General features: G+C 70.7%; 21 protein-coding genes. 18 read left to right on the top strand and 3 right to left on the bottom strand.

What is annotated here, in order from left to right:
• Positions 1 to 310: 310 nt before the first annotated feature.
• The 4 genes from BMY97_RS48730 (at position 311) to BMY97_RS31210 (ending at position 2,122) form a co-directional block, all read left to right on the top strand.
• Entirely contained in the window at positions 311 to 820 is a 510-nt protein-coding gene (locus BMY97_RS48730; RefSeq protein ID WP_245787596.1) for a type VII secretion-associated protein, read from the top strand.
• A gap of 9 nt (positions 821 to 829) precedes the next feature.
• Complete coding sequence (locus BMY97_RS31200; protein WP_091623786.1) at positions 830 to 1,186, top strand: hypothetical protein; 357 nt, start codon at positions 830 to 832, stop codon at positions 1,184 to 1,186.
• Between the two features lie 257 nt (positions 1,187 to 1,443).
• Positions 1,444 to 1,764 (top strand): WXG100 family type VII secretion target, encoded by a 321-nt coding sequence (locus BMY97_RS31205; protein ID WP_091623789.1) that lies wholly within the window; start codon positions 1,444 to 1,446, stop codon positions 1,762 to 1,764.
• A 70-nt stretch (positions 1,765 to 1,834) separates the two neighbouring features.
• Positions 1,835 to 2,122, top strand: coding sequence for a WXG100 family type VII secretion target (locus BMY97_RS31210; RefSeq protein WP_091623792.1), 288 nt, complete (start codon positions 1,835 to 1,837; stop codon positions 2,120 to 2,122).
• A gap of 262 nt (positions 2,123 to 2,384) precedes the next feature.
• On the opposite strand, the gene BMY97_RS31215 is transcribed toward BMY97_RS31210, so the two are convergent.
• Positions 2,385 to 3,050 (bottom strand): DUF4333 domain-containing protein, encoded by a 666-nt coding sequence (locus tag BMY97_RS31215; protein ID WP_091623795.1) that lies wholly within the window; start codon positions 3,048 to 3,050, stop codon positions 2,385 to 2,387.
• A gap of 940 nt (positions 3,051 to 3,990) precedes the next feature.
• Positions 3,991 to 4,881 (bottom strand): hypothetical protein, encoded by an 891-nt coding sequence (locus BMY97_RS31220; RefSeq protein ID WP_091623798.1) that lies wholly within the window; start codon positions 4,879 to 4,881, stop codon positions 3,991 to 3,993.
• A gap of 266 nt (positions 4,882 to 5,147) precedes the next feature.
• Between BMY97_RS31220 and rplM the strand changes: the two genes are divergently transcribed.
• From rplM to BMY97_RS31265, 9 genes are all read left to right on the top strand, one after another.
• The gene (gene rplM / locus BMY97_RS31225; RefSeq protein WP_091623802.1) at positions 5,148 to 5,600 is read left to right on the top strand and encodes a 50S ribosomal protein L13; all 453 of its coding nucleotides are present in this window, start codon (positions 5,148 to 5,150) and stop codon (positions 5,598 to 5,600) included.
• A gap of 14 nt (positions 5,601 to 5,614) precedes the next feature.
• Complete coding sequence (gene rpsI, locus BMY97_RS31230) at positions 5,615 to 6,112, top strand: 30S ribosomal protein S9 (protein WP_091623805.1); 498 nt, start codon at positions 5,615 to 5,617, stop codon at positions 6,110 to 6,112.
• A gap of 195 nt (positions 6,113 to 6,307) precedes the next feature.
• Positions 6,308 to 7,642, top strand: a complete 1,335-nt coding sequence (glmM, locus tag BMY97_RS31235; RefSeq protein ID WP_091623807.1) for a phosphoglucosamine mutase — start codon at positions 6,308 to 6,310, stop codon at positions 7,640 to 7,642.
• An 85-nt stretch (positions 7,643 to 7,727) separates the two neighbouring features.
• Positions 7,728 to 8,042 carry a hypothetical protein gene (locus BMY97_RS31240; RefSeq protein WP_245787597.1) on the top strand — a complete coding sequence of 105 codons (315 nt, stop codon included), beginning with the start codon at positions 7,728 to 7,730 and terminating at the stop codon, positions 8,040 to 8,042.
• Positions 8,042 to 10,462 (top strand): WXG100 family type VII secretion target, encoded by a 2,421-nt coding sequence (locus tag BMY97_RS31245; protein ID WP_091623812.1) that lies wholly within the window; start codon positions 8,042 to 8,044, stop codon positions 10,460 to 10,462. The genes BMY97_RS31240 and BMY97_RS31245 overlap by 1 nt, the downstream gene beginning before the upstream one ends.
• Before the next feature lie 21 nt (positions 10,463 to 10,483).
• On the top strand, positions 10,484 to 10,936 hold the full coding sequence (locus BMY97_RS31250; RefSeq protein ID WP_091623814.1) for a hypothetical protein: 453 nt from the start codon (positions 10,484 to 10,486) through the stop codon (positions 10,934 to 10,936).
• Between the two features lie 94 nt (positions 10,937 to 11,030).
• Positions 11,031 to 11,339, top strand: coding sequence for a hypothetical protein (locus BMY97_RS31255; protein ID WP_091623817.1), 309 nt, complete (start codon positions 11,031 to 11,033; stop codon positions 11,337 to 11,339).
• Positions 11,336 to 12,967, top strand: coding sequence for a WXG100 family type VII secretion target (locus tag BMY97_RS31260; protein WP_091623820.1), 1,632 nt, complete (start codon positions 11,336 to 11,338; stop codon positions 12,965 to 12,967). Before BMY97_RS31255 ends, BMY97_RS31260 begins: the two co-directional genes overlap by 4 nt.
• Before the next feature lie 96 nt (positions 12,968 to 13,063).
• The gene (locus tag BMY97_RS31265) at positions 13,064 to 13,549 is read left to right on the top strand and encodes a hypothetical protein (RefSeq protein WP_245787598.1); all 486 of its coding nucleotides are present in this window, start codon (positions 13,064 to 13,066) and stop codon (positions 13,547 to 13,549) included.
• Position 13,550: 1 nt separating this feature from the next.
• Here BMY97_RS31265 and BMY97_RS31270 read toward each other — a convergent pair whose 3' ends face one another.
• Entirely contained in the window at positions 13,551 to 14,447 is an 897-nt protein-coding gene (locus BMY97_RS31270) for a dienelactone hydrolase family protein (RefSeq protein ID WP_091623822.1), read from the bottom strand.
• 195 nt (positions 14,448 to 14,642) lie between these two features.
• On the opposite strand from BMY97_RS31270, the gene glmS reads away from it, so the two are divergent.
• The 5 genes from glmS (at position 14,643) to BMY97_RS31295 (ending at position 21,420) form a co-directional block, all read left to right on the top strand.
• Positions 14,643 to 16,505: a glutamine--fructose-6-phosphate transaminase (isomerizing) gene (gene glmS / locus BMY97_RS31275; RefSeq protein ID WP_091623825.1), complete on the top strand. Its 1,863-nt coding sequence runs from the start codon at positions 14,643 to 14,645 to the stop codon at positions 16,503 to 16,505.
• Positions 16,506 to 16,523: 18 nt separating this feature from the next.
• Positions 16,524 to 17,975, top strand: coding sequence for an NAD(P)H-hydrate dehydratase (locus tag BMY97_RS31280; protein WP_091623827.1), 1,452 nt, complete (start codon positions 16,524 to 16,526; stop codon positions 17,973 to 17,975).
• A gap of 117 nt (positions 17,976 to 18,092) precedes the next feature.
• The gene (locus BMY97_RS31285; RefSeq protein ID WP_091623830.1) at positions 18,093 to 18,896 is read left to right on the top strand and encodes a DeoR/GlpR family DNA-binding transcription regulator; all 804 of its coding nucleotides are present in this window, start codon (positions 18,093 to 18,095) and stop codon (positions 18,894 to 18,896) included.
• Positions 18,886 to 20,325, top strand: a complete 1,440-nt coding sequence (xylB, locus tag BMY97_RS31290) for a xylulokinase (protein WP_091623833.1) — start codon at positions 18,886 to 18,888, stop codon at positions 20,323 to 20,325. The genes BMY97_RS31285 and xylB overlap by 11 nt, the downstream gene beginning before the upstream one ends.
• Before the next feature lie 3 nt (positions 20,326 to 20,328).
• A complete protein-coding gene (locus BMY97_RS31295; RefSeq protein WP_091623835.1) occupies positions 20,329 to 21,420 on the top strand; it encodes an ABC transporter ATP-binding protein in 1,092 nt (363 codons plus the stop codon).
• The last annotated feature ends 11 nt before the right edge of the window (positions 21,421 to 21,431 follow it).

The raw sequence follows: 21,431 nt of genomic DNA on the forward strand, positions 1-21,431 counted from the left end.
TGGTGGCGCCGGATCTGCGTTGGGTGGCGGTCTTGGTGGCGCCGGATCTGCGTTGGGCGGCGGCCATGGTGGCGCCGGATCTGCGTTGGGCGGCGGTCCAGGTGGCGCCGGATCGGCATCGGGCGGCAGGCCCGCGCTGGTCGGCCGACCTGGCGGTGCCGGTTCCGCACTGGGCAGTGGACCGAGCAGCGGGCCGACTGCCGTCCGTCCGGGCGGTGCGCCGTCGTGGGCGCCGTCGTCAGGTCGCGAAGGCGCCGAAGCACATGATCGGAAGCGGCGTTCGAAGCTGCTGTGGATCGGCGTTCTCGTCGTGGTGGTCTTGCTCGTCGCGGGGCTGGTGGTGTTCCTGGTGACCCGGCCGGGCGACCAGTCCGGCCCGGCGCCGGGCCGGCCGTACGCGCAGTACGACTTCAGCCTTGTCGCGCCGGAAGACTGGGTGCAGACGAGCGACCAGGTCGCCCAGCGACAGGTGATCCTGCACCCGCAGGAATCCGTCGCGGGTGATGATCTCCTGGTCGCGCAGGAGTACGTGATGGACTATGACGCGACGGCAGACCGCCAGCGGCTCATCGACGCGTTGCGGGCCGAGGCGGGTAGTCAGGAGAAGTACAGCGGGTTCGATCCCGGCATGACCTATGGTGGCCGCACCGTCATCGGCTACCACGAGACCAAGGGCGACCAGTTGCAGGTCGATTGGTACGTGGTGGTGCAAGGGAAGTTCCGCGTGCACGTCGGCTGTCAGTACAACGTGCCGGCGTTGCGGCAGCGTGTCGCCGCGGCCTGCGACCAGGTCGTGCGAACGCTGAAGATCACCAGCTGAGGAGTGCCCGTGCCGTCCGAACCCGAGTCCGCAACGGCGGCTTTCACCCGAGCGGGGCAGGACGCGGTCACGTACGCGCGCCGTGTCGCCGGTACTGCGCTCGCCCGCAACGAACGGCACCGCACCGAGAACCGGGAGCTGCTGAAGCAGTTCGGCCGCCAGCGGCTCTCCGGCGGGGCCGAGCCGGTGCCGAGCGTGCTGCGGGGCGCCGCCCAGCGGTTCCGCGCGGCGCGTGGCCTGCCCGTGCCGGAGGTCCCCGCCGCAGCGGAATTGGCGGAGCCGGCGCCGAATTCTTCACCGCGTCCCCCACGGACGAGTGAAGGCGACGAAGACTTTTCGCAGTTGCGAATCATGCGTCAGGCGTAGTGAATCCGCTTCGGATCCCGCTGTGCGTCTGCTAACCATGCAGGTGGAAGTCTTCTTTTCCGACAACGGGTCTGTGCATGCCCAGCGCTCGGCGCCGCCCGTGGTGATCGGTTCCCGGATCTCGCGTTCACGCAAGCAACTACTTGCCGCCAAACAGCGACAAGGGGGAACCAGTCATGGCAATGTCTTCGTCGTAGGTCCGTACGAAACAAACACGAGCTAGTGCGGACAACCACTAAATGAAGGGGGTAGCTCCCATGGCTGGCGGTTTTACAGGGACTCCGGAGCAGTTCACCGACGCTGAGGGTCGCGTCACCGACGTTCGCGCCCGGATGGACCAGAACCTCTCGCAGCTGCGCGACCGGATCGAAGCGACCCGCGCGGGGTGGCAGGGCGAGGCGCAGAAGGCGTTCGACCACGTCATGCAGCGCTTCGACGAGGACGGCAAGGGCATGAACCAGGCCCTGCAGAACATCGCGAACCTGCTTCAGGAAGCGGGCTCCAAGTACAAGCGCTCTGAGGAGCAGCAGCAGGAGATCATGCAGTCGATGAACAAGGGCTTCGGCGTCCTCGGCTGATCTGGGCCTTCCGCCCGGTTTTCTTTCCACCCCAAGACTTCTTCTTCACTGATTAGCAAGGGAGTTCACCATGGCTGACGGCATTCTTGTCGATTACGCCACCATCCACGCGGCTGCCGACGACTGCACGTCGACCGGCAAGGAGCTGCAGCAGTCGTTCGACCAGCTGAAGGACGACCTGAACCCGCTGATCCAGAGCTGGTCCGGTGAAGCCAAGGACCAGTACATGAACGCGCAGCGTGAGTGGGACCAGAAGTTCGAGGACCTCAAGCAGGTTCTCGCGCAGATCGCCGCGGTGCTGCCGCAGATCGCGGATGGTTACCAGAGCACGGACAAGGGCGTTCAGAACCTGTTCTGAGCCACCTCCGGCCGAAACCACGGCGGGCCAGGCACTTCGGTGCCGGCCCGCCGTTTTTCGTTGCCGGGCGAGTGTTCAGCGAGTCTTTGTGCATACGACACCGGCGCGACACGGAATTCGGCAGCGGACCGGCCGTGCCGTCACGGCACAGTTTTCGACGGTGCTGGTGTTGTCGCCGAGTTCCGTGTGGCGGTCCCGGCCAAGAATTCCGTACCCACACGGAATTCTTGGCCGACGGATTATGTCCCCCACATCGGGGAATTCAGTGCGGGGCGCCGACCGAGTACTCGGGCTTGTCGTTGAGCACCCGCACGGTCACCTTCTTCGGCTGGCCGCCGATCTGCACGCTGCAGTCGAACGTCGTCCCGTTGGTCACGGATTCGCCTCCCGGGCACTGGACGTTCTTCACGTCGGGCTCGCCGTAGTTCTGGTTGAGCACCCGGGAAACGCCGTCCTGCAAGGACTTCTGCTCGAGAGTGTCCCCTTGGAACGCTCCGAGCAACCACGCCACGACCCCACCCACAACCACCACCGCAACAACGCCCCCGCCAATCACGAGCGGCCGCTTCGACCGCGGCGCCTTCCGCACGGCCTCCGCGGAAAACGCCCCAAGCCCCCCATACTGCGACGGCTGGAACCCACCCCCAAACTCCTGCGGCCCGGCTTGCAGTTGCCCGGCTTGCTGCTGGCCGGACTGCTGCGGACCACCTTGCTGCCGGCTGGCTTGCTGCTGGCTGGTTTGCTGCGGCCCGGCTTGCTGCTGGCCGGACTGCTGCAGACCACCTTGCTGCAGGCTGACTTGCTGCTGGCTGGACTGCTGCGGACCACCCTGCTGTGGCCCAGACTGCTGCTGGCCGGCTTGCTGGCTGGATTGCTGCGGACCGGCCTGGTCTTGCGCACCCGCCGGCGACGACCCCCCGAACACCACGCCCGCCGACGATGGCACCCCAGCGGCTTGCTGCCCGAACCCGCCACCGGGTGGCTGCTGTGCTTGCCAGCCACCACTCTCGGGAGTTGCGGGTTGCGCCCACGTGCCCGACTGGGCGAATCGCTGTGCCGGTTGTTGTCCTTGCCAGCCACCGCCGTCGGATGTGGTGGGCTGGCCCCAAGTACCCGGCTGCGCCGATTGCTGAGGCGACTGCTGCGCTTGCCAGCCGCCGCTGTCGGGCGTGGTGGGCTGGGCCCAAGTACCCGGTTGCGCCGGTTGTTGTGCTTGCCAGCCGCCGGTGTCAGGGGTGGCGGGTTGGGGCCAAGCGCCCGGCTGTGTCGGTTGCTGGGGTGGCTGTTGTGCCGGTTGTTGAGGCCAGCTCTGTGCCTGCCCTGGCTGCGCCGGTCCGGGGTGTGCTTGCCCTGGCTGTTGCCAGACAACCTGTTGCCCGCCCGGCTGTTGTTGCCATTGGCCTTGCTGGCTGTCACCGGGCTGCTGCCACGGGCCCGACGGTGCCGGACCACTCGGAGCCCAACCCCCGCCAGTCTGGTCCGGCTGCTGCTGCCAGGGCCCGGTCGCAGCGCCCTGCGGCTGCCCTACCTGCCCCGGCTGCCCCGCTTGGCCCGGCTGCCCCGGCTGTCCTTGTTGCCCCGCCTGGCCCAGCTGCCCTGCCTGGCCCGGCTGGTCCGCCTGTCCGACCTGCCCCGCTTGGCCCAGCTGTCCCGCCTGCCCCGCTTGGCCCAGCTGTCCCGCCTGCCCCGGCTGTCCGGCAGCGGGCGGCTGCCACCACTGCTGCTGTCCACCCGCCTGCGGCCCACCCGGCATCCCCGGCGGCCCGCTGTGCGACCCACCAGGCGACCCACCCGGCTCACCCGCCCCGGTCGGCTGCCCGGTCGGTTGCTCGGGCGGCTGGCTCATCGGAGATCACCTCGGGTGTTCATCAGTTGCCTTGCAGTTGGCTGAGGCGGGCGTAGAAGTCCTGTTTCGCGGCGGCGTCCGGCAGGGCCGTGACCTGGGTCGCGTCCGGGGGCTTGGGGAGGTCCTGGGCGCTGGCCTTGCCGGTGAAGCGGAAGTCGTAGCGGAGTTCGATGTTGTGGCCGCCGCCTTGGAGCTTGGCGTTCATCACGAACTCGATGAGGGAGCCGTCCGGGTTGAGGCGGATCGTGGTGGGCACCGGGTCCTTGCGGAGGTCGGCGCCGATCTTCGCCTGCAGGTCGGCCGGGATGACTTCCACGCGCTTGTCCAGGAACTGCGAGAACGGCACGTTCACGGTCAGCTCGGTCGTCCCGTCGCCCATGCTCTTGGCGCCGCGGACGGCTTTCTTGTCGGCGGCGTACGAGGCGTCGACGGCGTCGGCCATCTTGCACGCCGTCAGCACGCCGCCCCACGCGCAGGGCTGCACCAGGCCGGCGTCGGGCTTCGGCATCGACACCCACGGCGTCGGCTCCAGCGACTTGTACGCCGGGCCGAGGTACAGGTACTCGACCGGGCCGTCGGCGGGGGTGAACGAGTCGATGATCTCGTCCGGGTTCTTCTGCGACCGGTTGTGCACCACGCGGCTCTCCGGGCTGCCGGTGCGCGCCGACGTGATGAGGTTGTGCACGTACTTGTCGTCGATGCGCAGGTACGCGTCGGCGGAATTCGTCACGTCGCGGGCGTCGAGGATGGAGTCCTCGAGCTTGGACATCGCCTTCTCGAACTTGGCGCCGACGTACGAGGCCGCCTGGTCGCCGTCCGGCAGCGCGGTGCCGGCGCGCGCCTGCCCGCAAGCGCTCGCGAGCACCAGCACGGCGCTCACCGCGCTGATCGCCTTCACTGCCCGTTTCGCCATCGATGTCCCCCGGTCCTCGCCTCGCCGCCGCGATCGTCTCATCATCGCGTTCGACGCCGGGACGCGCAGGCGGTTCCGCTCGAACCACCCGGTACACTTCACTCTGAACGGGCCCACCGTGCACTCGTAGGATGAGGCCTTGTTCGCCACCCCGCTGTCCGGGCGCCGCGAACAGGGGGGTATCTTCATATGTCGTTGTGCGTTGCGGCGCGTCAGCGCTAGGCCCGCACAGAACCCACACGCAATGTTGACGACGAGGTAGACCCTTGCCCACGTACAGCCCCAAGCCCGGCGACGTCACTCGTGCCTGGCACGTGATCGACGCCGAGGATGTCGTGCTCGGCCGGCTCGCGACCGAGGTCGCCACGCTGCTGCGCGGCAAGCACAAGCCGACCTACGCCCCGCACGTGGACACCGGTGACTTCGTCATCATCGTCAACGCCGAGAAGGTCGCGCTCACCGGTAACAAGCGCGAGCAGAAGTTCGCGTACCGCCACAGCGGTTACCCCGGTGGCCTGCGCAAGCGCTCGTTCGGCGAGCTGCTCGACACCAAGCCCGAGCACCTTCTCGAGAAGGTCGTCAAGGGCATGCTGCCGAAGAACAAGCTCGGCCGCGCCCAGGCGAAGAAGCTGAAGGTCTACGCCGGCCCGCAGCACCCGCACGCCGCGCAGCTGCCGCAGGCGCGCGAGATCACCAAGATCGCGCAGGTCGCGCAGTGAGTGAGGAACAGTCTGTGACCAGCACCGAGACCGAGGCCGTCGTCGCGACGTCGGAGACCCCCGCGGTCGCCGACGCTGTCGCGACCAGCGAGACCGCGGCTGCCCCGCGTCCGTCGCGGGCCGCGGGCGGCAACGCCCAGACCGTCGGCCGTCGCAAGGAGGCCGTGGTCCGCGTTCGCGTGATCCCCGGCACCGGCGAGTTCAAGCTGAACGGCCGCACGCTCGAGGAGTACTTCCCGAACAAGGTGCACCAGCAGCTCATCCGTGAGCCGCTGGTACTGGTCGACAAGCCCGACTCGTTCGACATCTTCGCCAACCTGCACGGTGGCGGCATCTCGGGCCAGGCCGGCGCGCTGCGTCTCGCCATCGCCCGTGCGCTCATCGAGGTCGACGCCGACGACCGCCCGGCCCTGAAGAAGGCCGGCTTCCTGACCCGTGACGCGCGCGCCACGGAGCGGAAGAAGTACGGCCTCAAGAAGGCCCGTAAGGCTCCGCAGTACAGCAAGCGCTGATCGCGCCTCAGGCGCAACCCCGGGAGCGCCCATCCGTCCATCGGATGGGCGCTCCCGTGTTTTTTTGGGCGGGCCCGTCCCCGAAGCGATGCGTTTCGCGTTCCGCGAGCGACTTTCCAGGGGCGGGGGCAGGGGGCCTGTGGTCCGTGACGGCCGCTAGGTTGTCGTGGTTGTTCGTGGACAAGGAGGTCGAGAATGGCTCGCCTATTCGGCACCGACGGGGTACGTGGCCTGGCCAACGCCGAGCTGACGCCGGAGCTGGCGCTGTCGCTCGCCGCCAGCGCGGCGCGGGTGCTCGCCGCCCACGACCGTTCGCACCGGCCGATCGCCGTGGTCGGCCGTGACCCGCGGGCCAGTGGCGAGATGCTGGAGGCCGCGGTGGTCGCGGGCCTCGCCTCCGCCGGCGCCGACGTGCTGCGCCTCGGCGTCCTCCCGACGCCCGCCGTCGCCCACCTCGTGGGCGCGCTGGACGCGGACCTCGGCGTGATGATCTCCGCCTCGCACAACCCCATGCCGGACAACGGCATCAAGCTCTTCGCCGCGGGCGGGCACAAGCTCCCCGACGGCATCGAGGACGAGATCGAGGCGGGCCTCAGCAGTGCGGTCGTCCGCCCGACCGGCTCCGGCGTCGGCCGCGTCTCGGACGTTTCGGACGCGCTGGACCGCTACATCGAGCACCTGCTCTCGGCCACGCCGCACCCGCTCGCCGGGCTGAAGCTGGTCGTCGACTGCGCGAACGGCGCTTCGTCCGTCGCCGCGCCGGAGGCCTACCGCCGGGCCGGCGCCGAGGTGGTCGCCCTGCACGCGGAGCCGGACGGCATCAACATCAACGAGCACTGCGGCTCGAACCACCCGGACCTGCTGCGGGCCGCCGTCGTCGAGCACGGCGCCGACCTGGGCATCGCGCACGACGGCGACGCCGACCGCTGCGTGGCCGTCGACGCCGCCGGCGAGCTGGTGGACGGCGACCAGATCATGGCCGTGCTGGCGCTCGCGCTCGCCGACGAGGGTGAGCTGGTGAAGGACACCCTGGTCGCCACGGTGATGAGCAATCTGGGCCTGCACCTGGCGATGAAGGCCAACGGCATCTCGGTGGTCACCACGGCGGTCGGCGACCGTTACGTGCTCGAGGAGCTGCGCGCGTCCGGGTTGGCCCTCGGTGGCGAGCAGTCGGGCCACGTGGTCCTCCCGGCCCACGCCACCACGGGCGACGGCCTGCTCACGGCGCTGCGCCTGATGGCCCGCATGGCCGCGACGGGCAAGCCGCTGGCCGAACTCGCCGCGGTGATGAACCGTCTCCCGCAGGTGCTCGTGAACGTCCCCGTCGCGGACAAGGCCGCCGTCGCGGCGTCGGTCGAGGTCCGCGACGCCGTCGGCGAGGTCGAAGCCGAACTCGGCGAAGAAGGCCGCGTCCTGCTCCGCCCGTCCGGCACGGAGCAGCTCGTCCGCGTCATGGTGGAGGCCCCGTCCCCCGCCACGGCCCAGGCCGCCGCCGACCGCCTCGCGGGAGTCGTCTCCGCGGCCTCCTGACCACCCGAAATCGCCCGAATCGCTGCGCTCGCCGTCACCGGCCAGGTACATTCCGTGTGCAGGAGCAACGGGAGGGCGAACAATCGTGGGCAAGGGGCAGAACGTCGATCCGCAGTTGCTGGAATCGGCAGGCGGGTTCGTGCGAGACGTGGCGAAGGACCGTCTTCAGACCACGCTCGCCGCGTTGAAGCAGCTGCAGATCACGGAAGCCGACTTCGGCCGTAAGCACCACGGCTCGTTCCAGCTCTACAAAACCGGCGTGGAGAAGGTCGGCAAATGTGTCGACAGCTACGTGAAGGCGTCCGAGGACTTCGGCAACAACCTCGGTTCGGCGAGCAAGAAGTATTCGGCGAACGAGGCCGACAGCTCCGCCGCGGTGCGACAGAGCGGCGGTAAGTGATGGCCGAGCGCAACGGCACCATCCCGTCGTTCCAAGAGTTCCAGCAGTTGATGAACGACCCCGGCATCGACAGCAACACGAAGCGGGGACTGGCCCTCCGGTACTTCGACTACGTCGAGGACGAGGAAGAAGAGGGCGACGCCCAGAGCTACGGCTTCCAGGGCGACGAAGACCGCAACCACTGGCGGGACTACTACAAGGACAAGCTCAGCATCTCCGAAGGAGACATGGACTGGGAGACGTCGAGCGCCGGCGACGTCGACAAGTGGTACGGCATGGCCAAGGGCCAGGCCGACAAGAGCGCGCAGGGGCAACAGCAGAAGCAGCAGCAGGCGGTCGACGGCGACCGGCAGAAGCTGAAGGACCAAGCCGCGAAGGGCAGCGACACCGATCCTGGTGTGGCCAACTCGAACGAGATCTTCGACCTCGGCGCCTCCGGGCTGCAGCCGTTCCGGAACCTGCTCCCGCTGTACAACCGGGCCCGCGCGACGGTGGCCCAGAACCTGCCCGAGCACCCGTTCCAGCAGGACGTCGGCGACCCGTTCGACGAGCAGCGCGACATTCCGTTTTCGAAGTTCAAGACGGCCGCGCAGGGATTCACCGACGTCAACGGCTCGATGGTGGACGCCGCCGCCGACCAGGACAACCGCATGGCCACCGTTTTCGCCAACTGGGGAGGCGACGCGAAGGACTCCGCGCAGGATTCCTGGGGCACGGTGAAAAAGGGCACACAGACCGTCGAACAGACGCTGACCGGTGCGGCCGACGCGGTGAACCGGGCGACCGCTTCGATCGCGAAGCTGTGCCGGTCGAAATGCCAATGGCTGCAGGACTACTACATCACCGAGTACCCGAACAAGGGCGACCTTTCGCCGCAGGACATCGACCGGCTGATCCGCGTCGCCGAGATGGGCCGGAACGCGAGCGACGACGACTTCAAGCATTTCCTGCGGTTCATGCCGTCGGACCTGCAGGGCACCATCAACGACGACTGCGCCGACCTGGGCGACGACACGAAGGACGCGGGGCAGGCCTGGGCCAAGAAGTGGCTCGCCGACTTCTGCGGCTTCATGGACAAGCACGTGTCCAACTGGCACCTCGTCTGCGAGAACACCCGGACCGGCGTCGACCAGGTGTGGAACGGTCTCGGCGCGACCTTGAACAACGCGCGCGAGGACCTGTTCACCTCGGTCGGCCCGGGCGGCGACCAGGGCGGCGGGACCCACACCACAGGCGGGACGCCCGGCGGGGCGAGTAGCAGTGCCGGACCCGGTGCGAGCGGAGGGACCTCCGCCGCTGCCGCCCCTGCTGCCGGGGCGGCCCCGAAGCTGCCGGAGATGCCTCCCGCGTCCCCGGCACCGCAGACCGGGGTCCCCGGGCTCAATCCGGTCACCCACCAGCCGCTCGAGGTCGATCCCGCGACCGGCCGGCCGTACCCGATCGACCCGGGCACGGGTGCCGTGATCAAGGACGCGGCGGAGCCGGAAGAGGTGACGGTCGAGCAGGGCGATCACCGGATCTCGATGTCGGAACCCGGAGCCGACGGCCGGATGGGCATCACCGTCGACGACGGCTCCGGAAAGGCGAAGGACTACCGCCTCGACTTCGGCGATGGCCGGCCCACGTCGGCCGATGGACAGCCGGGCCACGGCGGAGCGCCGGCTGCGCAGGATGCCGGCCCAGCGCACCAGCCCGGACCGGACGGCAAGATCCACATCGACGACGGGAAGCTGAAGATCGTCGCCGAGCGGCCTGAAGGCGCGAGCGGCCCGACCGTGGTGACCGTCGACGACGGATCCGGCCAGCCGACCAAGTACACCCTCGGTGAGGACGGTGATCCCAAGCCGGGAGCGCCGGTCTCACCGGGTGGCGCTGCTGCGCCGGTCTCGTCAGGCGGTGGCGCCGCGATTCCCGCCGGGCAGACCGACGCGGGAGCGCATCCGGCGTCCCAGGTTCAGCACCACGTCGGCCAAGAGCAGCCGGTGGCGAGTGGCGTTCCGGCCGCTGCGCAGCACGGGATCCCGGCCGCGTCCGTCCACACAGGACCGGACGACTCGACTACGGCCCAGTCTCTCGTGGACCCGACCGACAGCCGCAGCGGTTTCGACGGCCACCACGCCGACAGCGGGCTGGGGGAGACCGGCAGTTCCACCGGGGTGGCCGGCGGCGGCTACGGCCAGGGGTCGACGTCCGAGCTGGGCACCGCTCCCGGAACTCCGGACCAGCAAGGCTCCGCATCCGGCGGGATGGGCATGATGGGCGGAATGATGGGCGGCGCCGGCAACACCGGCGCTGGTGGCGGGGAGGATCAACAGCGTGCGTCCAGCGCTTATCGCGTGGAGGCCGGCCTGTTCGGCTCGTCGTCTTCCGGCGGCCGGATCAGCGGTTCGCTGGACGACGACGAGGTCATCGGCCGTTAACGCTCGGGGAAGGAGCCCACGATGAGTTCCGACGACCTCTCGGCGAGCTTCCGGAGCAAGCTCGCCGACATCGAGCGGGAGAACGGTGAACGGCTGAGCCTGATCGGCAGCCGGGTCACCAAAGCGCTTCAGGAGAGCAAGGAAGCCAGCGACAAGCAGCTGCGGACGGTCGGCGAGGTGGTCGTCCGCATGCAGGAGAGCGCGCGGCGGGCACAGAAGGCCGGCGGCTGGGTGATGGAGTCGACCGTCGGCGACAAGGCGGACAGCGAGAGGGACTTCGGGTTCGAGGAGGACGACGCGGAGAAGGACCGGCGGGCCGGGTACCGCGCTGCCGGGGAGCACGCGGTTCCTCCGGTCGTGGCCCCGCCGGTTGTTCAACCCGCCGCTCCGCCGCCGGTGCCCGGACGGCATCGGCGCGGCGCGGCGCACCCGGACGAAGACGACTTCGCCAACACCGACTGGCTGGCCACCTAGCCGGGTAGATTCCCCATGCACGGAAAACGGCACCCGTGGGCGGCCCGGCGCGTCGAACCGGGCGAGACCAGGCGGGAGCAAGGGGGCGAGGGCCATGTCCGACGGTGGCTACCGGCACGACTCGGAGAGCATGCTGGCCGCCAAGGCGTCGCTGGAGCGCGCGGCCGAGAAGACGGCGGAGGGCGCCGGCAAGCCGACCCTGCTCACCGCGAAGGACTTCGGTCGTGTCCACGGTGACGCGTTCACGGGCTACAGCAACGGCATCAACGCTTTGGGCGACGCCATGAAGAGCTACGCGGGCCAGCTCTTGCAGCTCGGCGGTGGCGTCGGCGCGGCTGCGGCGCGGTATTCGGCGGGCGACCAGGAGCAGGGCTCGGTCGCGCGGGACGCGGGGCGCTCATGACCGTCACCGAGGCGCAGATCGAGGCGCTGCAGAACGACCCGTACATCACCGAGAGCACAAAGCAATCGGCGATCTCGGCGTACCACCAGCTCGGCCCGGACGGCGCCGGCGAGGCCTACGAAAAGGCCCAGGCCGAACGCGATTCGCACGCGCAGGGCGACCAGGCCAACCGCGACGAGACGGCGAGGGCGGAGAAGGCCCTCGACGCGCAGCAGGCCCCGGCGCCGGGCGGCGTCGGGGTGAACAAGTCCGACGAGGTGCTCGACCTCGCGAAGCCGGCGCTCGACTTCTTCTCGCGCTGGGCGGACCAGGTCTGGAACCGGATGCCCGACGCTCCGGCGGAGAAAATCGAGCCCGGCAAGGACATCCGGGACAAGTTCGCCGAGAACGCCGACCTCGACTTCCGCAAGTTCCTCGCCGACGCCGAGGAGCTGGCCAACGCGCGCCAGACCCTCGACGGGACGCGCACTGACGCGACCGCCGCCGTCACCACGCTGTTCCAGGACTGGCAGGGCGACGGCGCCAAGGCCGCGAAAGCCCAGTACGAGCAGCACATCCAGCCCGGCGCCCAGGACCTGCTCGACCAGGTCGACGGCGCCGCGAAGCTCATCCCCGAGACGATGACGCACATCTACACCGCATTGAAGACCAAGGTCGACGAGGTGCTGAAGCTGCGCGTCGACGAGATCGCCACGGCGCCGCTGTACCTGGCGAACCAGGTCGTCGAGGTCGCGCAGGGCAAGATCGAATCGCCGGACAGGCTGCTGGACATCGCGCAGTGGCTCGACACCGCGTGCCCCGGCAACAACCTGTGCGACCGGCTGCGGGACGACAACTGCGGGCTCACCGACGAGAACAAGGACTACGCGATCGGGGCCGCGAAGCAGTGGCTCAACGGGCCGTTCGCAGCGGAGTTCGGCCAGCGGTACGACTCGTTCAAGGGCCTCTGCGCCACGGCCACGGACACGATCAACACCCACTTCCAGACGCTTTCGCGATTCCTGGAGGGGTATGCGAAGCCGAATTCGGTGGCGGGAACGGGTTCTGGTGGTGGCGCGGGACCGGTGGCGCCAGACGTCTCGGGGATGTTCGCGTCGGTGGGCGGAGCGGGCGCCGAAGGGGCGGCCAGGTCCGTCGTGTCCGCGCACGGTGGTGGGTTCACGGCGCCGAGCGGCGTTGAGGTGGACGCGTCGACCGGCACGGCTTCGGCTGATTCAGGGGCATCCGACGAGACGACCACGGCGTCGGCTTCGCTGAGTGATCTCGGTGCGCACGTGCTCGACCCGGACGGCCAGGCGCACGGTGTCGAGCCCGACCAGTCGTCGGTCGATGGGCAGCTGGGTGCGGCGCCGGGCGGGTTCACCGTCGACCCGCTGGGCGCCGGCCAGCAGGCCGGCACGATGCCCGACGGCACGAGCGGCTTCGGCGGCATGGGCATGGGCATGGGCATGGGGATGGGCATGGGCGGCGGCCTGGGCGGCGCACCCGGCGGCGACCAGCAGCGGCCCGGCAGCCAGCACCGGCTGGGAGACGACGTGTTCGAGGCGCGGGGCACCGGCAACCGCATCAGCGGCTCCCTGGACGATGAGAGCGACCGGCCCGTTCGCAACGAGGGCGGCGGCCGGTGACCGGCTTGCTCGTCGCGAGGGGGCGGTTGGTGACCGGCTTGCTCGCCACGAGGGGGCGGTTGGTGACCGGCCCGTCCGCGGCGAAGGGGGCGGCCGGTGACCGGCGCGGCTGATCGGCTCGCGGCGGCGCGCTCGGCGATGGAGTCCGCGACGCGGGAGCACCAGGAGCAGCGCGGCCTGCGCGAGCGGCACCTCGAGGAAGCCAAAGCCCAGGCGCGCCAGTCGATGGAGCGCGATGCCGCCGTGCACGGCCGTTACATCACGCACATGCAGGAGCTGAACCGCCGGCACAAGGAGGCGGGCGGCTGGCTCACCGAGAAGACGCTCGTGGATCGCTGGCAGACCATGGAGTTCGGCCCGGAGGAAGACGACAAGCCCCGCGACGACTTCGGCAAGCACATCCCGCCGAAGCCACCCGGGCCGATCGACGCACCGATCCTGGAAGGGCCCCCGCCCGCGACTCAGCCGGTGCCCGCACCGGAACCGTCGACGACGCCGATCCCGCCACCCGCGTCAGGCGGCGGCCGTCACGGGTCCTTCGACGACGACGATTTCTCCAACAACAGCTGGATGGTCGACTAGGTCAGGCCGCGGGCTCGTCCGGCAGGTCGATCGGGGCGCGCTTCACGGCCGATTCCAGCAGGGGCAGGTACTTGTCCGTGCCCGTGAGGTGGGTCAGGAAAAACGCGGTGAACAGGGCCCGCGTCAGCTGCTGGGTGCTGCGGTGGGGCTTGCCGTGCAGCAGGAGCTGGCTCCAGTGCCGGCCTTCGGTGACCCCGAGGTGCGACGACTTCCCGAGCGTCCGCAGCTGCACCGGCCCGGCCCAGGCGTTGGCGATCGCCTCCGCGTGGCCGATCGGCGGGGCGACCAGGTCCTCCGCCGCCGCCAGGTGCAGGCCGGGCGCGGTGATCAGCTTCGCGGCCTCGGTGGCCGGGGGGAAGGTCTGGGCGGCGGTGATCGTGGCGACGGCACCGATCCGCGGGTACGTCCGGCCGAGCGGTTCGGCGTCGAGGTCCGAGCCGGTCGCGGCCTTGCCGGAGCCGGAAGAAGCGGGAGCGACCGAAGCCGCGGCCGAGGTGCCCGCGGCCAGTACCGCGGCGCCGCCGCCGGTGGAGTGCCCGGCCAGGCCGAGCTTCTCCGGGTCGACGCTGATGCCGTCCGGGCCGAGGCGGACGGTGGTGATCACGTCCAGCGTGGTCAGCAGGTCCGCGGCCAGCAGGCGGTGCGACGGCAGCGGGCCGCGCTGGGTGGCGGGCGCCGCGGCGACCACGCCCCAGCTGGCGAGGTGGTGCAGGAGCCGGCGGTAGCGCCCGGTCGGCTGCAGCCAGCCGTGCCCGAACGCGATGGCGGGCAGCCCGAGGCCGCTGCGCGGGGTGAACACGATGCCGGGCAGCCCGACCAGGGCGAGATTGCCGCGCAGGACCTCGTGGGGCCCCTGGTGTGACAGCTCCGTGAGCAGCTGCTTGGGCTTGCTGGCCATGCGCGTGACCTTACTGCCCGGGCCCGCGCCCGGCCCGCCCGCCGCTCCGAGCCGGCCGGCCACGCTTCAGGGGTGGGGTCGGGCTCAGCCTTACAGTGTATGTGCCGATGAGTGAAACGCCTGGTCAACCCGCCAGAAATCGCTCGTCAAGGTACCGGAGTAGGGGACTGGACATCCCTCGTTAGGCTTATCCGCGTGTGTGGAATCGTGGGATATGTCGGACACCGGCCGGCCCTGGACGTCGTTCTCGGCGGACTGCGGCGCATGGAGTACCGCGGCTACGACTCGGCCGGCGTCGCGGTGCTGGACGGCGAGGGCGCGCTGAACGTCGAGCGTAAAGCCGGTCGCCTGGCGAACCTGGAGACCCGGCTCGACGAGGTCGGCCGGGGCGCCTTCGCGGGCACCGCCGGCATGGGGCACACCCGCTGGGCGACGCACGGCGCCCCGGTGGACCGGAACTCGCACCCGCACCGGGACGCGTCGAACCGCGTCGCCGTGGTGCACAACGGGATCATCGAGAACTTCGCCGCACTCCGCTCGGAGCTGGAGGCTGACGGCGTCGAGATGACCAGCGACACCGACAGCGAGACCGCCGCGCACCTGGTCGCCCGCGCCTACGACGCCGGCGAAACCAAGGGTGACTTCGCGGCCAGCGTCGCCGCGGTCTGCCGCCGTCTGGAAGGCGCGTTCACGCTGGTCGTAACGCACGCCGACCAGCCGGACACCATCGTCGCGGCGCGCCGGTCGTCGCCGCTGGTGGTGGGGGTCGGCGAGGGTGAGACGTTCGTCGCGTCCGACGTCGCCGCCTTCATCGAGCACACGCGCGAGGCCGTCGAGCTGGGCCAGGACCAGCTCGTGGTGATCACCCGCGACGGCTACGAGGTCACCGACTTCCACGGCGACGCCGCGCAGGCCAAGCCGTTCACTGTCGACTGGGACCTGAGTGCCGCCGAGAAGGGCGGCCACGAGTACTTCATGCTCAAGGAGATCGAGGAGCAGCCCGAGGCGCTGGCCAACACGCTGCGTGGGCACTTCGAGTCCGGCCGCATCATCCTCGACGAGCAGCGCATCTCCGACCAGGACCTGCGTGACGTCGACAAGGTCTTCGTCGTCGCCTGCGGTTCGGCGTACCACTCCGGGCTGGTCGCCAAGTACGCGATCGAGCACTGGACCCGGCTCCCGGTCGAGGTCGAGCTGGCCAGCGAGTTCCGCTACCGCGACCCGGTGCTGGACCGCGACACGCTGGTGGTCGCCGTGTCCCAGTCCGGCGAGACGGCCGACACGCTGGAGGCCGTGCGCCACGCGCGCGAGCAGAAGGCGCGCGTGCTGGCCGTCTGCAACACCAACGGCGCGCAGATCCCGCGTGAGTCCGACGCGGTGCTGTACACCCACGCCGGCCCGGAGATCGGCGTCGCCTCGACGAAGGCGTTCCTCGCCCAGATCGCGGCCAACTACCTGGTCGGCCTGGCGCTGGCGCAGGCCCGCGGCACCAAGTACCCGGACGAGGTCGCCCGCGAGTTCGCCGAGCTGGAGGCCATGCCGGCCGCCGTCCAAAAGGTACTGTCCACTGTGGATCAGACGCGGGACCTGGCCCGGCGCATCTCGGACTCGCGCGCGGTGCTGTTCCTCGGCCGTCACGTCGGGTTCCCGGTGGCGCTCGAAGGCGCGCTGAAGCTCAAGGAACTGGCGTACATGCACGCCGAGGGCTTCGCCGCGGGCGAGCTGAAGCACGGCCCGATCGCGCTGATCGAAGAGGGCCTGCCGGTGGTCGTCGTGATGCCGTCGCCGAAGGGCCGCGCGGTGCTGCACTCCAAGCTGGTCTCGAACATCAGCGAGATCCAGGCCCGCGGCGCGCGCACCATCGTCATCGCCGAGGAGGGCGACGAGACGGTGCGGCCGTTCGCCGACGAGCTGATCGAGATCCCGGCCGTGCCGACGCTGTTGCAGCCGCTGGTGTCCACCGTGCCGCTGCAGGTGCTGGCCGCGGAGATCGCCCGTTCCCGCGGGTACGACGTCGACAAGCCGCGTAACCTGGCGAAGTCCGTCACCGTCGAATAAAAGCGGGAGGCCGCTGCCGTGTTGGGGATCTGGACCACGGAGCGGATCCGGGCGGCGGAGGACCGGCTGCTGGCCGTCACCCCGGACGGCGAGCTGATGCGCCGCGCCGCTTTCGGGCTGGCCACGCAGGTCGCGGACCTGCTGGCCGAAACCACCGGGTCGGTGTCCGGACGGCGGGCCGTGCTGCTCGTGGGGTCCGGCAACAACGGTGGTGACGCCCTGTGGGCCGGCGCGTTCCTGCGCCGCCGCGGGGTGGCCGTCTCGGCCGTGCTGCTCAAGCCGGAGAAGGCGCACGCGGCGGGATTGGCCGCGCTGCGCCGTTCCGGTGGCCGGGTGGTGTCGCTCGAGGACAGTCCACAATGGATCGATCGGGCGGACGTCGTGGTCGACGGCATTGTCGGCATCTCGGCGAAGGGGCCGTTGCGGCCGGACGCGGCGAAGCTGGTCGAGTCGGTGGACGCGCCCATCGTCGCGGTGGACCTGCCCAGCGGCGTCGACCCGGATACCGGCGCCGTGGACGGACCGCACGTCACGGCCACGCGCACGGTCACGTTCGGCGCGCTCAAGCCGGTCCACGCTCTTGCCCCGCAGGAGTGCGGCGAGGTGGTGCTGGTGGACATCGGCCTGCGGCCCTCGCTGGGCGAGCCGGACCTGCGGCAGCTCGAACTCGCGGATGTCGCCGCCGTGTGGCCGATTCCCGGCCCGGCGGACGACAAGTACAGCCAGGGCGTCGTCGGCATCGCGGCCGGCTCCGCGACGTACCCGGGCGCGGCGGTGCTCGCCTCCGGCTCGGCCGTGCACGCGACGGCCGGCATGGTCCGCTACGCCGGGCACGCGGCCGAGGTCGTCCGGTCCCGCTGGCCGGAGATCGTCGCGACGGGCTCGGTCACCGACGCCGGGCGCGTCCAGGCCTGGGTGGTCGGGCCGGGTATCGGCACCGGCGCGGACGGCCGCGAACTGCTGCGCCACGTCCTCGGCCAGGGCGTCCCGGTCTGCGCGGACGCCGACGCCACCACGATCATCGCGCGAGACCCCGACGTGCTCGACGCCCGCGACCCGGACACCCCGCTTGTGCTGACGCCGCACGCGGGGGAGTACGAGCGCCTGATGGGCCGCAAGCCCGGCGCGGACAGGCTCACCGCCGCGCGCGAAGCAGCGAAGAAGTACAACGCCGTTGTCCTGCTGAAGGGGCATTGCACGGTGGTCGCCGCGCCGGACGGCCGCGTCTCGGTCAACACCCCGCGCGGCTCCTGGCTCGCCACCGCGGGCTCCGGCGACGTCCTCACCGGGCTGATCGGCTCGCTGCTGGCGGCCGGCCTCGACCCTTGGCTGGCGGCGTCGGCGGGCGCGCAGGTCCACTCGCTCGCCGGAGCGCTTGCCGCCGAGGGCGTGCCGACTTCGGCGTCGGGGATCGTCGACGCCATCCCGTCGGCGCTGCGGGTGGTCCGAGCAGCCGGCCGCAGCTCATAGGGATCCCTGCCTGACGAGAAGTTATCGAGTTACCTGTTAACTCCTGGGGTGAAATCTGGTAAGAAGCAGGTGTGAGCGGCGACACTCCTGATCAGGCGGCCCCCGGCGGGGTGGCCTGTGCCTAGGACCCGGCCGTCGGACGCCGCCGTCGAGCAGCGGCGCAAGGAGATCCTCGACCACGTCATCGAGCTGGGCGAGGTCCGCATCGACGACCTCACCGCGCGCTTCGGCGTCAGCCTCATGACGATGCACCGCGACCTCGACGACCTCGCCGAGCGCCGCCTCCTGCGCAAGCTTCGCGGCAAGGTCGAGGCCTACCCGGCGCTCACCATGGAGACCGCGAGCCGGTTCACGCTTCACGCGGGCGAGAAAGAGGCGCTCGCCGAGGCTGCGATCCGTCAGGTGGAGCCCGGCCAGACGGTGTTCGTCGACGACTCCACCACGCTGTTCCCCCTGGTCGAGCGGCTGGCGGAGGTGCCGGGCCTGACCGTGATCACCAACTCCCTGCACGCCGCGCGGCTGCTGGGCACCGGCGTCGAGGTGGTGCTCGCGGGCGGCCGCTACGACGCCGAGTACGACTCCTGCTCCGGTCCGGACGTGCTGGCACTGCTCGGCCGCACGCGCGCGGACGTCGCCTTCGTGTCCGTCAGCGCCGTCGCCGTCGGGCGGCTGTTCCACCCGGTGCGGGACTACGCCGAGCTGAAGAAGGCCGTGCTGCGCGCCGCGAACCGCAACGTGCTGGTGCTGGACCACTCGAAGTTCGGCCGCACCGCCACGTACGCGCACGGCTCCGTCGGTGATTACGACCTGCTGGTGACCAGCGAGATCACGCCGACCGAGGAGATCGAGGCCGCGCTGAACGAGGGCACGGCCGTGGAGACCGTCGAACACGTCGAGGAGGGGCAGCCCTATGACAGCTGAGCTGGTGGCCGGGGTCGATTCGTCGACCCAGTCGTCGAAGGTGGTGGTCTGCGACGCGCGCACGGGTGAGGTCGTGCGCACCGGCCGTGCGCCCCATCCGGACGGCACCGAGGTGGACCCCGCCGCGTGGTGGACAGCGTTCGGGGAGGCCACCAAGGACGTGCTCGACGGCGTCGGGGCCATCGGCATCGGCGGTCAGCAGCACGGTCTGGTCACCGTCGACGAGGCGGGGGAGGTGGTCCGCCCGGCGTTGCTGTGGAACGACACCCGCTCGGCGCAGGCCGCCAAGGACCTCACCGAGGAGCTGGGCGGGCCCGGCGTCTGGGCCAAGTCCGTCGGGTCGGTGCCGGTCGCGAGCTTCACCGTCACCAAGCTGCGCTGGCTCGCCGAGCACGAGCCGGAGCACGCCGACCGCGTGGCGCGCGTGCTGCTGCCGCACGACTGGCTGACCTGGCGGCTGCTCGGCCGGCCCGAGACGGCCGTGACCGACCGCGGCGACGCGTCCGGCACCGGGTACTTCTCGCCGACCGAGAACACTTACCGCCTCGACGTGCTGGCCCACGCCTTCGGCGGCCGCACGCCCGAGCTGCCCACGGTGCTGGGCCCGGCCGAGGTCGCCGGGCACACCGAGAACGGCATGCTGGTCTCCGCGGGCACCGGCGACAACATGGCCGCCGCCCTCGCGCTGGAGCTGGCGCCGGGCGACGCGGTGGTCTCGATCGGCACCAGCGGAACCGTGTTCGGCGTGGCGGAGCAGGGCTCGGCCGACGCGAGCGGACTGGTCGCCGGGTTCGCCGACGCGACCGGCCGGTTCCTGCCGCTCACCGCGGCGTTGAACGCCGCCCGCGTGCTCACCGCGGGCGCCGCGATGCTGGGCATCGACCTGCCCGGGTTCGACCGGCTGGCGCTGGCCGCCGAGCCGGGCGCGGGCGGGCTCACGCTGCTTCCGTACCTCGACGGCGAGCGGACGCCGAACCTGCCGGGCGCCACCGGCTCACTGCACGGCCTGACCAGGGCGAACATGAGCCCCGAGAACGTCGCCCGCGCGTCCGTCGAGGGCATGCTGTGCGGTCTGGCCGCCGGCCTCGACGCCGTCCGCGCGCAGGGCATGGCGGTACGGCGGGTGCTGCTCATCGGCGGCGGCGCGCAGTCCGCGGCCGTGCGGGCCGTGGCGCCGATCGTGTTCGGCGTGCCCGTGGTGATCCCCGAGGTCGGCGAGTACGTCGCCCTCGGCGCCGCGCGGCAGGCCGCCTGGGCGCTGGCCGGCACCGCCGAACCGCCCGCCTGGGCGGAAAAGGGACCTGGAAACCGGCTCGAGCTGGACGAGCCGACCGGGGCGCAGCGCGCAGCGGGCCACGAGATCCAGCAACGCCACCTCGAGGCGCGCGAAGCCGCGCACGGGGTTCCCGCGAAATTCGGAGAGGACTGACCGATGGCCACCATCACCTACGACAAGGCGTCCCGGCGCTATGCCGGGACCGAGCGGCCCGCCGTCGACGCGCTCGAGCTGGAGATCGCCGACGGCGAGTTCCTGGTGCTCGTCGGCCCGTCCGGCTCCGGCAAGTCGACGGCGCTGCGCATGCTGGCCGGCCTCGAGGACATCGACGAAGGCGCCGTCTGGATCGGCGACCGCGACGTCACCCAGCTGCCGCCGCGCTCGCGTGACATCGCGATGGTCTTCCAGAACTACGCGCTGTACCCGCACATGACCGTGGCGCAGAACATGGGCTTCGCGCTGAAGATCGCGGGCCGCCCGGCGTCGGAGATCAAGCAGAAGGTGCTCGACGCGGCGAAGCTGCTCGACATCGAGGACTACCTCGACCGCAAGCCGAAGGCGCTCTCCGGCGGTCAGCGCCAGCGGGTCGCCATGGGCCGCGCGATCGTGCGTGAGCCGCAGGTGTTCCTGATGGACGAGCCGCTGTCCAACCTGGACGCGAAGCTGCGGGTGTCCACCCGTACGCAGATCGCCGCGCTGCAGCGCCGCCTCGGCGTCACCACCGTGTACGTCACGCACGACCAGGTCGAGGCCATGACGATGGGCGACCGTGTCGCGGTCCTGTCCGACGGTCTGCTCCAGCAGTGCGACACCCCGCGCGCGCTGTACGACCACCCGGCGAACGTCTTCGTCGCGGGCTTCATCGGCTCGCCGGCCATGAACCTGGCCTCGGCGAAGCTGACCGCGGACGGCGCCGAGGTCGGCGGCGCGAGCGTGGCGCTCAGCCGCGAGATCATCAGCGCGGCCGACGGCGACACGATCACCCTGGGCTTCCGTCCGGAGTCGCTGGAGGTGACCACGGACACCGAAGGCACGCTGCCGATGAAGGTCGAGCTGGTCGAGGAGCTGGGCTCCGACGCGTACGTCTACGGCAAGCTGGCCGGTGAGGACGCCTCGGGAACGCAGTCCAACGTCGTCGCGCGGGTGGACCCGCGCACACCGCCGCGCATGGGCGACACCCTGCACCTGCGGATCCGTCCCGACGAGCTGCATGTGTTCTCCGGCACTACCGGGCTGCGGCTCCCCTGAGGTCGTGACGT

Source organism: Amycolatopsis saalfeldensis, assembly GCF_900110575.1.
Classification (GTDB): domain Bacteria; phylum Actinomycetota; class Actinomycetes; order Mycobacteriales; family Pseudonocardiaceae; genus Amycolatopsis; species Amycolatopsis saalfeldensis.

Bases quoted from the DNA above. Each gene is read 5' to 3' on its own strand.
- BMY97_RS31210 (WP_091623792.1), top strand. From the start codon at position 1,835: ATGGCTGACGGCATTCTTGTCGATTACGCCACCATCCACGCGGCTGCC.
- BMY97_RS31245 (WP_091623812.1), top strand. From the start codon at position 8,042: ATGGCCGAGCGCAACGGCACCATCCCGTCGTTCCAAGAGTTCCAGCAG.
- BMY97_RS31205 (WP_091623789.1), top strand. From the start codon at position 1,444: ATGGCTGGCGGTTTTACAGGGACTCCGGAGCAGTTCACCGACGCTGAG.
- BMY97_RS31255 (WP_091623817.1), top strand. From the start codon at position 11,031: ATGTCCGACGGTGGCTACCGGCACGACTCGGAGAGCATGCTGGCCGCC.
- xylB (WP_091623833.1), top strand. From the start codon at position 18,886: ATGACAGCTGAGCTGGTGGCCGGGGTCGATTCGTCGACCCAGTCGTCG.
- BMY97_RS31260 (WP_091623820.1), top strand. From the start codon at position 11,336: ATGACCGTCACCGAGGCGCAGATCGAGGCGCTGCAGAACGACCCGTAC.
- BMY97_RS31270 (WP_091623822.1), bottom strand. From the start codon at position 14,447: ATGGCCAGCAAGCCCAAGCAGCTGCTCACGGAGCTGTCACACCAGGGG.
- BMY97_RS31250 (WP_091623814.1), top strand. From the start codon at position 10,484: ATGAGTTCCGACGACCTCTCGGCGAGCTTCCGGAGCAAGCTCGCCGAC.
- BMY97_RS31295 (WP_091623835.1), top strand. From the start codon at position 20,329: ATGGCCACCATCACCTACGACAAGGCGTCCCGGCGCTATGCCGGGACC.
- glmM (WP_091623807.1), top strand. From the start codon at position 6,308: ATGGCTCGCCTATTCGGCACCGACGGGGTACGTGGCCTGGCCAACGCC.
- BMY97_RS31220 (WP_091623798.1), bottom strand. From the start codon at position 4,881: ATGGCGAAACGGGCAGTGAAGGCGATCAGCGCGGTGAGCGCCGTGCTG.